At 57.0% G+C, this 13,250-nt stretch carries 9 protein-coding genes; 2 read left to right on the forward strand and 7 right to left on the reverse strand.

What is annotated here, in order from left to right; genetic code table 11:
• Positions 1 to 12: 12 nt before the first annotated feature.
• Entirely contained in the window at positions 13 to 645 is a 633-nt protein-coding gene (locus DB51_RS00220) for a DJ-1/PfpI family protein (protein ID WP_202961971.1), read from the forward strand.
• Positions 646 to 648: 3 nt separating this feature from the next.
• On the opposite strand, the gene DB51_RS00225 is transcribed toward DB51_RS00220, so the two are convergent.
• From DB51_RS00225 to DB51_RS00255, 7 genes are all read right to left on the reverse strand, one after another.
• On the reverse strand, positions 649 to 1,704 hold the full coding sequence (locus DB51_RS00225) for a LacI family DNA-binding transcriptional regulator (protein WP_034250922.1): 1,056 nt from the start codon (positions 1,702 to 1,704) through the stop codon (positions 649 to 651).
• 203 nt (positions 1,705 to 1,907) lie between these two features.
• The gene (locus DB51_RS00230; protein ID WP_034250653.1) at positions 1,908 to 2,915 is read right to left on the reverse strand and encodes an ADP-ribosylglycohydrolase family protein; all 1,008 of its coding nucleotides are present in this window, start codon (positions 2,913 to 2,915) and stop codon (positions 1,908 to 1,910) included.
• Positions 2,912 to 3,880, reverse strand: a complete 969-nt coding sequence (locus DB51_RS00235) for a carbohydrate kinase family protein (RefSeq protein ID WP_084674444.1) — start codon at positions 3,878 to 3,880, stop codon at positions 2,912 to 2,914. Before DB51_RS00235 ends, DB51_RS00230 begins: the two co-directional genes overlap by 4 nt.
• 313 nt (positions 3,881 to 4,193) lie before the next feature.
• The gene (locus tag DB51_RS00240; protein WP_432762342.1) at positions 4,194 to 7,862 is read right to left on the reverse strand and encodes a DEAD/DEAH box helicase; all 3,669 of its coding nucleotides are present in this window, start codon (positions 7,860 to 7,862) and stop codon (positions 4,194 to 4,196) included.
• 145 nt (positions 7,863 to 8,007) lie between these two features.
• Complete coding sequence (locus DB51_RS00245) at positions 8,008 to 9,186, reverse strand: cation:proton antiporter (protein WP_051867097.1); 1,179 nt, start codon at positions 9,184 to 9,186, stop codon at positions 8,008 to 8,010.
• Positions 9,183 to 9,584, reverse strand: coding sequence for a hypothetical protein (locus tag DB51_RS00250; RefSeq protein WP_034250657.1), 402 nt, complete (start codon positions 9,582 to 9,584; stop codon positions 9,183 to 9,185). Before DB51_RS00250 ends, DB51_RS00245 begins: the two co-directional genes overlap by 4 nt.
• A gap of 212 nt (positions 9,585 to 9,796) precedes the next feature.
• Entirely contained in the window at positions 9,797 to 11,998 is a 2,202-nt protein-coding gene (locus DB51_RS00255; RefSeq protein ID WP_034250658.1) for an Ig-like domain-containing protein, read from the reverse strand.
• A 556-nt stretch (positions 11,999 to 12,554) separates the two neighbouring features.
• On the opposite strand from DB51_RS00255, the gene DB51_RS00260 reads away from it, so the two are divergent.
• Complete coding sequence (locus DB51_RS00260) at positions 12,555 to 13,196, forward strand: DNA-3-methyladenine glycosylase I (protein ID WP_084674446.1); 642 nt, start codon at positions 12,555 to 12,557, stop codon at positions 13,194 to 13,196.
• The last annotated feature ends 54 nt before the right edge of the window (positions 13,197 to 13,250 follow it).

Here is a 13,250-nt window from a genome sequence, read left to right on the forward strand (position 1 = left end):
GACAACGACGGCATGACCGTCAGAAAGAAAGATATGAGGGATATAGCGATATTGGTATTCGACGGCTTCGAACCGCTTGACGTATTCGGCCCGGCGGAGGTATTCGGGTGCATCAGAAGAATCCATGACACCGCCGATGCGCCAGAGATACGGTATTACTCACTCGCCGGAGGAACGGTTCATGGTGCGATAGGCACCGACATCGTCACGAGAGCACTCGACGACGCTCCTGACAAGGATGTTCTGCTCATACCAGGAGGCCCCGGCACCAGAAGCCTGGTGAAGGATGCCGTCTTTCTCGAAGCGCTGCGCCGACAGCTTCCTCGTTTTTCGCGGATACTCACCGTCTGTACAGGTTCAGCTCTGCTTGCCGCGACGGGAACGATAGATGGGCGCAAGGCCACATCCAACAAGCGAGCGTTCACATGGGTGAAAAGCGTCAGACCCGAGGTCAAATGGGTCGCGCACGCACGTTGGGTCGAGGACGGGAATCTGACCTCATCGTCCGGAGTGAGCGCAGGAACAGACATGGCTCTGAGCGTGGTTGCCAAGGCCTACGGAGATGAATTTGCACGCACCTTGGCTGCCGCAATCGAATACGTGTGGAACGACGACCCGAGCGATGACCCCTTCGCCGCTCTCTGACCTTCATCGGCGGTCGCTCACCGTGGACCCGACTATGGATTCCTTCTCGACAAGCCTGCAGGTAATCATCGCCTGAGTGAGATCCAAACTGGGCATTTCCGCATTCGTCACGGGCGGCGCAACCTCAGAGACGTCCTTGCCTTCTATCAGGGAAATCAGCTTGCGCGTTCCCCAGCATCCCATCTCGTAATGAGGAAGCTCGACCGTGGTCAGGCGCGGAGAGAGCGTTTCCGCAATCACCTGATGGTTATCCACACCGACCACCGAAAGATCCTTGCCGACGGTCAGTCCTTGCCAGGCCGCGGCCTGGTACACGCCCCAAGCCCTGGCATCGTTGAAGCAGAAGAAACCATCCGGCCGGAGCTCCTCCATAAGCTTTTCGGTGGACACCAGCGCCTCGGCTCCGATGCGCGGATTGGTGACCAGCTGGTCGTCAAAATCGATTCCATGCGCGGCCAAGGTATCCCGATATCCCGAGAAACGTCCGAGCTGCGCCGCGATGTCGTCGTCCAAACCGATGTATGCCACTCGCCTGCACCCTGCGGCGATGAGACGTTCGGTCACATCCCTGCCGATGGCCGTCTCGTCAGGCACGATCGAGGGCAATTCGCCGTTGACATCCGTGGCATCCACCAGAACCAGCGGGTAATCTCGCAGGGTCTGCGGAACGGACGTCGGCTGATTGAACATGCGCGCGTAGAGAAAGCCATCCACACCATACTGTTTGAGTGTCTCGATTTCACTGGATTCCAGTGCCTTCTCGCCATTCGTATTGACTGTCAGCAGCGTGTAGCCGAAAGCTCGCGCGGCATCCTGAGCCCCAAGAATCAGTCGCCCGGCAAAAGGGGTCGTCGCGATTTCATCGCTGATGAAACCGAGGATTCGCGTTCTGTTCGTCCTCATGCTGCTGGCAATGCGATTCGGCCTGTATCCCAGTCGTTTGGCCTCATCGCGGATTCTGTCGGCGATATCGGGTTTGATACGACCGGCATCCCTGTTATTCAGGACCAAAGACACCGAGGACACGGAGACACCCATCCGTTCGGCTATCTCCTTCATCGTGACAACAGCCATATCGTTTCCTCTCGTCCTGCGTCTCGAATGTCATCCACGACACCGAATACCGCATCATTACTCACGTCAAACGTTACACGCTTGTTTGTCCGCCTTCCCGACCTTCCACCCACAGCACCTGCATCGCGTCCGGACGATGCCCTTCTCGGCCGCTGAAATCCGATGCCGGCAGGCAGGTGGCGCACCCGTCAGCGGCGGCGCACCCCATCCACCAATGGTGCCATGGCTTCGGCAATCGCAGTGAAGTCGATGTCATTGACCGAGCACAGCACGGCGATGTCGTCATCACTGAGGTTGAACATGTAACCTCCGCATATTCCTCCGCATATTGCCCCGAGGGTATCGGTATCGCCGCCGATGCTTGCACAGGTGCGAACACACGAGCGCAGATTCCCGCGATACCTGTAGACCAACGAGACGGCGGCGGGCACTGTCTGGATGGTGTCGAGTCCCGTGCCCAGGAAGGAATACAACTCGTCACGGAACTGACCTTCGTCCGGAATCTCGGCGATTCTGCGTCCGCAGGCGATACGTTTGAGGATATCGGGAGTGGGGAGCCTATTGCCGAAATCCGAGGCCAATCGCGCCGTTCGGGCTATGACGTCATAGTATTCATCCCAATCAACGTCATCGTTATCGAACATGAAGCTGACCGCCGCAGCTATTACGGATGCCCCCTGGATGGCTATCTGGGTGTTGTGCGTCGGCAGACAGATGGCCGCCACATTACTCACCAGAAGCCCCAGGTCATCGCAGTTTGACACCAGTCCAATCGGCGCGATTTTCATCGCCGCACCGTTCGTCGTCCCCCAGATGCCGGACTCGGTAATGGGCGTGCCGTGCTTGATCGCCTCAACCGCCCTTTTGGTGCTGGGACCTGCGACGACTGCGCTTTTCTCGTCATGATCGAGCCAGTCGATGAGATATCTGACGAATACCTCGGGCTCGACCTTACCTCCCGTTTCGATGAGCATGTCACAGAGGAATACGGCGTTCTCCGTGTCATCGGTCACCGTGCCTGCGTCCAGATGCCGGATGAAGGTTCCCAAATCATCAGGGCTGGGCTGGAAGTCGGTTACCTCACCGTAGCGGTGCTCGATCTGCTCCTTGGTGAGGTTCTCCGTCGGCATGCCCATCGCGTCCCCGTAGGCGATGGCAAGCAATGTTTCGCGCACTCGTTGTTGTGTGGTTTTCATCGATGCTCCTCGTGTTGTGCCGAAAGCAGGAAATTCTCGACTACCGAACGATTCGGAGAGGTCAACGCTCCGAATGCAGTGCACGTCAACGCCGCGCATGCGGAGGCGAAGCGCAACGACGCGTCAAGAGCCTGGTCTCGAAGAAGGTATTCGGTCATAAACGCCCCGATGAATGCGTCACCGGCACCGGTGGTGTCGCGCACGTCGACGTGGAAGGCGGGCATATCGTTGCGCTGATCCAGCTCATCAACCGCAGTGACTCCGGCGCTGCCTCTGGTCAGCACGATTGACCCTTGAAAATACTTTCTGATGAAGACTATCTGACGACCTATGTCATAGCTGCCGGAGAACGGTCCGATCCCCTCCTGACAGGGTGCGAAGACATCGACGTATTTCAGGAACTCATACAGAAACTCGCGATCGACGCCCTTGGCGAGCACCGTGTCGAAGTCTTCCTGCATATTGAACACCACCAGTTTGCCTGCGGCCTTTGCACGTCGCACTGCCGTCATGGACAGGTCAGCCGGTGTCAGGTCCACATACAGAATCGATGCTTCATCTATCAGATCAAGATCCGCTTCCTCGGCACTCATTTTCGGCAGCGCCTTCCCCCCGTCGGAATCGAGCACCAGCGCCTTCTCACCATCACCGTCGACATAAATCAGGCAATGCGGAGCCTGGTACCCCCCGGATTGCGTGACAACGCCCCGTGTGTCCACACCGATTTCCTTCAGACTCGTCACGATGAGCTCGCTGTCCTCATCATCGGCGACTTTGGATATCGAAGCCGTCCGTGCTCCCAGCCGTTGGGCCTGGACCAGAACATTCGTGCCGCTGCCTCCAAGCATGCGTTGGGTGGAGCGCACCGAGCAGAAACCATCGCGTATGGGCAGATGGTCCACGACTTTAATGGTGTCGAGCGCGCTACCGCCCAGACCGAGAATATCCATTCTTTCCCCTCTCATGGCACTCCGACCCCTCAGTCATGAACGCGCCACCGGATCATCGTTGATCAGCCTTTCGTTCCAGAAGAATAGCGTCTGCATACAGCAATGTCAAACGATTGACGACTGGTGTCGAGCGTCAAATTCCGAAATAACCACGTCAAGCACCGTCCGTGCGGCAAACGTTTCCGGCACGCGTGAACGCCGGGATACAGAAAGCCTGCAATTGCGGCGTATTGACCCACCCGATAGTCACGCTCATCGCATTACTCGCTGCGCACCATCACTACGCAACCGCACAAGGCGGCATGCTTAGCGCGGACCTTCGCGGCTATCAGCCGAGCAATGCCAGCAAATCGGCCTTACTCAGTGCAGAGAGCGAACCGCCTGTCGCGGTTGAGGCATCATCGACGAATCTGGTGGCAAGATCGGTTTTGGAGCGTTGAAGCGCAATAATGCGTTCTTCGATCGTGTCTTTGGCGACGATCTGATACACGTTCACATCCTGAGTCTGACCTATGCGATGGGCTCGATCCGTGGCCTGATCCTGCGCCGCCGCATTCCACCAGGGATCCGCATGAACCACCACGCACGCCCCGGTCAGATTGAGCCCCGTATTCCCGGCCTTCAGGGAAATCAAAAACACCGGGGTCTCATCACGGTTGAACTGTTCGACCAACTCCACCCGCCGTTTCTTCGCGGTGGCGCCGGTGATCACGTCATACTGCACCCCCACGGTCCGAAGTCGGGCGGCAATCAAGTCGAGGTAGCTGGTGAACTGGGAGAAGATCAGCATCTTGCGCCCCGCGTCACGACAATTCGAGACGAGCTCTTCGATCGCATCAAGCTTTGCGGAGGTTCCAGGCTTCACGAGCTCCGGCTTCGCCGAAGCATCACCGTCATTGTCGTAAATCAGTCGAGGATCACAGCACACCTGCCTCAGACGCATCAACTGTGCGAGAATCTGAATTTTCCCCTGTTCGAAGTCGACATCCTTCTGTTTGTTCAGACTCATACGAAGCTTCTGCTCCAAGGCCGCGTACAGTCTGCGCTGCTCGCCCTCGAGTCTGACGGTGACCACGTTCTCGATTTTATCCGGAAGGTCCTTCAGCACCTGAGACTTCAGACGTCTCAGCATGAACGGCCCGACGAAGGCCTGAAGCTTTTCCTGGGCGTGTTCGTCCCCGCTGATAACAGGCATCTCGAAACGTTCGCGGAAATGACGGTAACTGCCCAGGATTCCGGGCATCAGCACATCGAATATGCTCCAGAGTTCCGACAGTCGATTCTCTATCGGCGTTCCGGTAAGCGCGAACCTATGGCGCGCATCTATCGAACGCACGGCCCTGGATGACAGCGTCGCATGATTCTTGATGTATTGGGCTTCATCCAACACCAGTGCGAAACACGTGATGCCGGTGTAATCCTCGACATCACGGCGCAGCAGGTCGTATGAGGTAATCAGGACGTCACAGCATGCATGAGCCTGTATCAATTCCCTGCGCTCCGCCTTGCTTCCGGCGACGACCGATACGCGTAGCGACGGTGCGAACTTGGCGCATTCCGCCGCCCAGTTGTACACCAGCGAAGCAGGACAGACGATCAGGCTGGGCCCCACGTCGCGTGATTCATCCAAGCGGCCAAGCAGGAAGGAGAGGAGCTGGACCGTTTTGCCCAAACCCATCTCGTCGGCAAGAATCCCACCAAAGCCCTTGTCACACAATGCATTCAGCCAACGGAAACCTTCGACCTGATATGGACGAAGCACACCGCGAAACACTTCCGGCAGGGTGTATGTGGCGGGATCGACGACTTTCATATCCTGCAGATAGGCCGTAAAACTCGGGTCCTTGTCGTCATCATCAACCTGGCTGTCGAGGTAATAGGCTTCGAAGGCCGGCACCTTCACGCCCCCCTTATCCAGCTCCGTCACGGAAAGCCCCAGATCGCCGGATACTTCGTCCAACGCGTCGACATCCATGTTGCGCACATCGACGAACGACCCGTCGCGTAAGCGGTGGTAGCGTTTGCGCCGTCGGTAGCTTGCCAACAACGCGGGTATATCCTCCGGTGCGATCTCATCGGCAATCGGTGAGATTTCAACCAGACCCGATTTCACTGAAAGCCCAAGCTTTATGGTGGGATGGCTGACTGCCGTCAGACCATCGAATGCGGGGGTCGAAAACACCTCACCCATGCTTCTGAGCACAGCAAGCCCTTCATTGAGCAGCTTGTAAATCGCTTCATCCTGAGCTTCCGGAATCCTCGCGATAGGACCCTGCGGCCGAGGGAAGTAATGTCGAATCGCCTCGACGGCAAGCCTCTCGGTCTCCTTGTCCCTCAACACTCCCGACCCGGCCTGCACACCATCGAAGACGTGGAAACGGTCATCGCCGTACCTGGCCTGGAGGTCGCAGGTGATCCCCTCCCTGTCCCGATCCAGATAGATTTCGATATTGCACGGCAGTTTGCGCAGGCGAAGGAGCTCTTCGGGCATCGACACCGGAATTCCTCGCGACGTTGCACCACGACCATCGAGCTGAGACTCCCCTGAAGCCGCTGATGACATGCTGAGTGCAGGAAGCACGGTACGCACGAAGGCGTCGATATCCTGTCTGCCCAAGTACAGTGATTCGCCCTCGCTGCTGCCGCAGAGCACAGCAAGAAGCTTGCGGTTTCTGATGAAGGTATCCGAACAGCGATGGATACGAGGGTAATCGGAGCCGTCACTCTGATTGCCTGCAACCGGGCGGACCATCACGAAAGAGGAGCGGTGCCCTTTCACAAAGCGTTCGATGCACAGATTCGCATGAATGACGAAATCCTGAGTCTTGGCGTCGGCTTGCAGTGGACGTTGACCCGAATCCGTTGCTTCCGCCCCTGCCTCCGAGTCGGCCGTGTCGATCATCAGACCCAAATCAGGGTCCCCGTCCACGACAAGAGCAGGCATGGCGGCCATGAAATACTGTTCAGGAGGAGCGTATTCAACCGGCAGCCCCGTATCTACGTACAGATCCAGCAACTCCGCGATCTCATCCTCAGACAGGGGCATAGCCGTTGAGGGAGCCTTCCGCGAACGACGGTAGCTATCCATACGGTGCTCGCTCACGCTGTCGCGGATATCGACCGCCCTGTCGAGAATATCCAAAACACCTTTGGACCTGTCATCGAAGGCATCCCTGGTATGAACGAAACCCAGTTTCTTGCCGTACGCGACATACTGTTGCCATCTGACCGCCCTGACAAGCTCGCGGATGTCTTTGACCACATAATTCACCGCATGCGAAGACACGGCTATATGCAGTCGAAGCTGCCACCCAAGAGCGGTGAATTCGATGCTGGGCCTCAGGCTCACCGTTCCGATGCCCATTCTGCGATTGGGTTGCGAAACGACTCCCGATCCACCGGAATCCGCGAGGCTCCCGACTTCCTTCAACAGCTCGAGTTGCCGCGTTTTCGCCTGCTGCTTGAGGTCTGCATCCTCCTGGAGCATGAAGGCCTGCAACTCCCGCGAGGTTCGCTGTATCGTCCGGCGTGGGGCGTCGCCTTCTCTTTGGTGAAAATCCTCGGGCTTGTCGTTGTACGCCATCACCAAAGCGATGACATGCTTGCACAAGGAACCGAAGCGTCCGAATGCAGGGCATGAGCATGAGGCATCGGTGATGTCGCCGGCACCCTGATCTATCGTGGCAGCAACTCGATAATCAGCGCTCAATCCCTCGATGCCGTCCACCGTCGCGCTAAGGGACAAGACATCCCCTTCGGATGCGCTGCGGAGATTGTGCAGGCGCCCACTGCTAATCACCTGATACGCGCGGAAATACGCCGAACCGCCACGCTGTTTCAAAGTAGCATCGGGTACGACCTGCCAGTGCCCATAACTCACGCCGCCACCAAGGCCTTGCGGCAAGCGGCTCTCTTCGTTTCTGATACCCGATCCCCTGACTGATTCATTTGCATGTCGCCCTGTCCTCATGCCATACCCCGGCGAATGCCCATCCAATTTCAAACCTCATCCTGCTGTTAACAAACTGCAAACTATGACATTACTCAGCGCGTGCTAATTCCTCATCTGAACGGTGTTGTGAGGCGGAATCGCCACACGCGCCAATCCCTGCACACGCAAGAGGCGCGACGCCCTGGCGATGTCACAGCGGCGATGCCGTATCAGGGACAACGCTCCGGCGTATCGGCATATCACCACCCACGGCACGCAACAATCTTCCACTCAACACCGTAACGACAAGAATCGTGAGCAAAGCCCCCAATAGCAATGCGGTGGCCTCGCCTCCGGCGAACACTCCCATGCTCTTGCCCATGGCCACGGCCCCGACTGGAACACCCAACTGTGCCGATGTCGAAAGCGCAATCGGCCAAGGTTGCCGCGATATCGCCATCAGACCATGAGCAAGCAAGGATGCAGCAGCTAGGGAAAAGCCCAGCAGTATCGCCTTTGGATCCGAAATCACACTATGGAGATCGAGGGAACTGCCGACCCAGACGAAGAATATCGGCTCGAAAAAGCCCTGAGTGAGTGCGAAGGTCTGATTCGCCACCCTGTGAGGTTCGTGCACCGCGGCCACTGCCAGCCCCAAGGCGAATCCGGCCAGCATGACCGAAACTCCCATGGAAACCGCAATCGCCGCAAGCGTGAACAGCATCGTCAGGGTCATCCTGAGCTCAATCGCCAGACCACGTTCCTCGCTGAGATGGTGCACCTTGTGCCAGTACCCCGTTTTCCTGAGCCACATGAGGACGACGCCGAACAAGGCCGCAATCAGCAGCACCGCACCTGCACCCAATGCCGCCCTCCCCGCTCGCTGAGGTTCCAGTACCAAAGGCAACACGATTATCGAGGATGCATCCGCCACCGCGAGCTGCACCAACATCTCAAGACCGGAAGCAGTGGTGACGCGCGCACCGCCGAGTGCAGGCATGACTATGCTCGCCGACGAGGATGCGATCACCACGGCATACACCGCACCGTGCCCTGTTCCGAAAATCCATGCCACCAGCAATCCCAAAGGAACGGCCAGCACAGACACGGTCACAGCTCTGAGCGCTCCCCTTGTCAATCCCTTCAACATCGCGGATTGTCGCAGCGGAACATGCGTACCGGCCACGAACATCACCAATGCGAAACCGATTTGTGCCAGAAAGGTGAGAATCTCGTTGTTCGAATCCACAACCTGGAAACCGGAACGTCCGAGAACCATGCCCACCAGAAGCTCACCGATAACCACAGGGATATGCATCATGCGATTCAGGCTGAGAACCGGACCGAGCATGGCTACGGCGCAAAGCAGCGCCAATACGGCAAAACTCACAGTGTCACCAAAACACAGGGGATATCGGTGTTCTCATCATTGTGATAGCAGGCACACACGCGATGGTAGCCATCTGCTATCTGCAGAGCTCTGGATGTGGTGATGCTGCCACGTACCAAAAGTATGGGAGAGATCTCATCCCCCTGGTCAATTTTCGCCAAATCCGCGGAAACATGGGGATTATCGATTCCCAACAAGGGAAGTCTTGCGGCGCGAAGTATGTCTTTAGCCTTGAAATGCTGCAATTCCTTGCTCTGCCTCATGGCCTGCACCACTGTATCGACCTCTTCGTCCGAGGCAATCAAGGACAGGTATGACTCCGCCGCTGGGTAGTCGTGTTCCTGCGGCGCACTCTTCCACAACACGACGGTGCCTTTATCCGCTTTGGTTTTCCCCATTTCAAACCCCCACGTCCCCGGTCGATAAATGCGCACACATCATAACTCGGACAACACCTATGCACGATTTCTTGTATATCAGAGCGGAAATTCGCCTTGTCCGCATATACGACGACGGGTAGTGCGCACCGCGGCCTCCCGCCGCGCACTACCCGTCGATACTGCATTCACCGAAAGGTCGTCGATGATGATTCAACGACCTTGCAGTGAGTTCAGTTCTTGGAGTTTTTCCTGATTCGCAGTATCGCGAAGCCCAGCACGGCGAGCAGACCCGCCACGACGAGCACCGATGCCACGGCGGCACCGGTATGGGCCAAGGACTTCCCGGCAGGCACCGACGCTGCGCCGTCAGACGAGGACGGCGTTGAAGGAGTGCTGGGCACGACAGTGACGGCAGGCACCTTAATCGTTACCTCAAGCTTGCCTGTGGCCGTCAGACCGTTGGCATCGGTCACCGTATACGACTGAGGAGTGACCTTGCCCGAGTAATCCTTATCAGGMGTGAAGGTCGCTACCGGCTGACCATCGACCAGCTTAATCGTCCACGTACCCTCACCCGCAACGGTCTTCGCGGTCGAACCATCGGCGAACGCGGCACTCGTGATGTCACCGGAACCAGGAATCGTCTTCGGCGTGAGCGTGGCGGTCGTGTTGGGGTTAATCGTCTTCGACGCATCGCCAGTAGTCGGCTTGATGGTCACATCCAACTTGCCCGTGGCGGTCAGGCCATTGACGTCGGTCACCGTGTAAGACTGCTCGGTCACCTTGCCGGTGAACCCGGCCTCAGGAGTGAACTTCGCCTTCGGCTGACCATTCACCAAATCAATCGTCCACACACCCTCACCAGGAACCGTCTTCGACTGCTGACCGTTATCGAACGCCACCTGAGTGAGTGCCCCGGTACCCCTCGTGGACTTCGGCATCAACGTGGCACTTTCACCCTGAGCGACAGTCTTCGACGCGTCACCCGTCGTCGGCGGCACGTTAATGGTCACATCAAGCTTGCCCGTGGCCGTCAGCTCATTGACATCGGTCACCGTGTACGGCTGCTCCGTCACCTTGCCGGTATACCCGGCCTCAGGAGTGAACGTCGCCTTCGGCTGACCATTCACCAGCTTAATCGTCCACGTGCCCTCACCGGGAACCGTCTTCGTGGTCGAACCATCCGCGAAGGCAACCGCCTTGATAGCACCAGCACCCGGGGTCGTCTCAGGAGACAACTCGGCGGTCGTGTTCGGATTAATCGTCTTCGCAGCATCACCCGTCGTCGGCGGCTCGGCTGTCGCCGTGGCCACACAAGAAGAAGCACCGTTCGCCGGAGTGGTGACCGTTGCCGACTTACCATCAGCGGACAGCACGGGTGTGTACTTTTCGCCATTGACTTGGCATTCCCAAATAATCTTATATGCGTCTTCAGAGGTAGTGTTGCTACCCGTTGATTTAGCTATGGAATACGTGGTTTTTGAGCCTTCTGCTCCTGACAAGAACTGCTGTTTGCCGCTTGAGGTCTCTCCGCCTGAACTGCTGGTTGCTCCGAGGGTGCCTCCCTCATTTTTCGCAGTGACGGTGAAACCTGCATTGCTGCCACCGTTCTGAACTACGTTGAGGCCTGCTGTTGCCGTACTGAATACGACTGCGATTGCTATGCCCTGCCGTGAATTTCCGCCTGCAGAATTGCGAAATGCGGAACTTATCGTTGTCGGAGCATCTGCGGAAACCATGACGATACCATTCCCCGGCACGGTTCCATTTGCCGTTTCGCAAGTCACGCTCGTGCTTCCGAGACCTGTAAGCCCCTTTGTGCAAGGCTTAGCCCATCCGGAGGGAGTCACGTCGAGGTACTTGTTCAGTGCTTTATCAGAAGTCCAGGTGAAGCCCTCGTGCGAAGGTCCTGTGGATTCCGCATCCGCCATTACCAACGAATACCCTGATGTCACAGGTGCATCGTTGTTTTGAGTATCAAATACCTGTATCTGTTCGAGAGAGACCGTGTCCCGCTGAGCAAAATCGGTCGTGATTCCGGGATTGGCAACGACTTGATAGAGTGCGGGTTTCCCCGAAGTCCCCACGTAATAGTCTTGTCCAGCCTTGGTCGCGCCAAGAAGCGAACCCGACTTTCCTGATTCGGTCCATGTCGGGAGCTGAGTCGCCAAAACCCCATTAGCGCCATCAGCACCTGCTGAGACCTTCACGTTCATCGTAATCTTGTAGCGACCAAGGTTAATCGTCAATGGCTTGTTCGCAGGCATGGAATCCGCGGAGACCGTGCCGAAGGTGCTGAAATCTATCCAGCACAGGGCATCAGCATTAGGGCCGCCGCTGCCGTACGAGCAGCCTTGTACCGCGTTGCTCTGCTGCTCGCTCTGAGAACTTGAGGTGGCGGTTTCGGCTTGGGCTGCTTGCGCAGTGACCATGCCGGATGTTCCTATCAGTGCTGTTGCTGCGAGAAGCCCGACCAGTGATTTTCCACTGAGATGCTTAATTCGTGTGAATAACGACAACCAATTCCCCTTTACCAATGCAGATATATACCCAACATCAACGTGCCAGCCATAGAGGCAGACCTGTTCATTCCGAAATCGTCCACGGTTCATCCTGGCCCAACAACCATTCCACACAGCCGGAGAACTGTCTCCCCGCACCCATGTATCAAACCGGTTCGATATATTCGCCCGTTTACTGTATGACCAAGTGCAGACCATGCGAGCGGATAATGGCAAACCGTTATCGAAGAAGGCGGCATGCGCCACGACACCAGGATGCCCGGTCATTGCACGACCGGATCCCACTCCCCTGCCTGGATATCTCTTTCTGACTACGGCACCGGAGAAACTTCGTCGCGACCTTGCTCCGATGGATTACATTGGCAGGAAGAGAAGTCCGCATCAGTGAAGTTTCAGACCGAGTCACTGTCAGCCTGAACGGCTCGGGATGCATGGTCGAAGATATGAATATAGGAGTGCCACCGGAATGAATGTTCTCCCCCGAGAAAATCACCGAGAGGATTGCCCTGTACTGCATCGCTGCCCTTGGGGCGATTCGGAAGACATGCAGATGCGCCAGTATCATGACCTTGAATGGGGGACGCCTCTTCATGACAGCCGAGCGCTGTTCGAACTGCTGTCGTTGGAGCTCATGCAGTCCGGCCTAAGCTGGAGGACCATTTTGCACAAGCGGCAGGGCTTCATCAGGGCATTCCACAATTTTGACCCACATGTGGTGATGACGTTGGACGCGGAAGGCGACGGGTTGCTATCCGACCCTTCGATTATCAGGAACCGTAGAAAAATTCAGGCGGTGATCAATAACGCCGAAGCCATCGTCGCACTCGAAAATCGCGGCATCTCGTTCAATGAGTATGTCTGGCAGTTCGTAAATCATCAAAGCATCACGAACCAAGTCACCGACTACACACAATCCCCTTGTCAAAGCCCCATATCCATCACCATGAGCAAAAGCATGAAACGTGACGGTTTCAGCTTTGTAGGCCCTGTTGTCGTCTACTCCTTCATGGAGGCGGCAGGGTTGGTCAATGACCATGAAAGCAGCTGTTTCAGGTGGGCGCAGCTGGCGCAAGGTAGTCAGTCCGCGTCGCAAGGCCTGCAGGCCTGAACTGCGATATCAATGCTCACGGACTGGTGTTGAACCGGAGGGAACACCATCATC

It is taken from the genome of Bifidobacterium crudilactis (genome assembly GCF_000738005.1).
Classification (GTDB): domain Bacteria; phylum Actinomycetota; class Actinomycetes; order Actinomycetales; family Bifidobacteriaceae; genus Bombiscardovia; species Bombiscardovia crudilactis.

Excerpts from the sequence above, each read along its gene's own strand:
- DB51_RS00220 (WP_202961971.1), top strand. The coding sequence starts at position 13 with ATGACCGTCAGAAAGAAAGATATGAGGGATATAGCGATATTGGTATTC.
- DB51_RS00225 (WP_034250922.1), bottom strand. The coding sequence starts at position 1,704 with ATGAAGGAGATAGCCGAACGGATGGGTGTCTCCGTGTCCTCGGTGTCT.
- DB51_RS00230 (WP_034250653.1), bottom strand. The coding sequence starts at position 2,915 with ATGAAAACCACACAACAACGAGTGCGCGAAACATTGCTTGCCATCGCC.
- DB51_RS00235 (WP_084674444.1), bottom strand. The coding sequence starts at position 3,880 with ATGAGAGGGGAAAGAATGGATATTCTCGGTCTGGGCGGTAGCGCGCTC.
- DB51_RS00250 (WP_034250657.1), bottom strand. The coding sequence starts at position 9,584 with ATGGGGAAAACCAAAGCGGATAAAGGCACCGTCGTGTTGTGGAAGAGT.
- DB51_RS00260 (WP_084674446.1), top strand. The coding sequence starts at position 12,555 with ATGAATGTTCTCCCCCGAGAAAATCACCGAGAGGATTGCCCTGTACTG.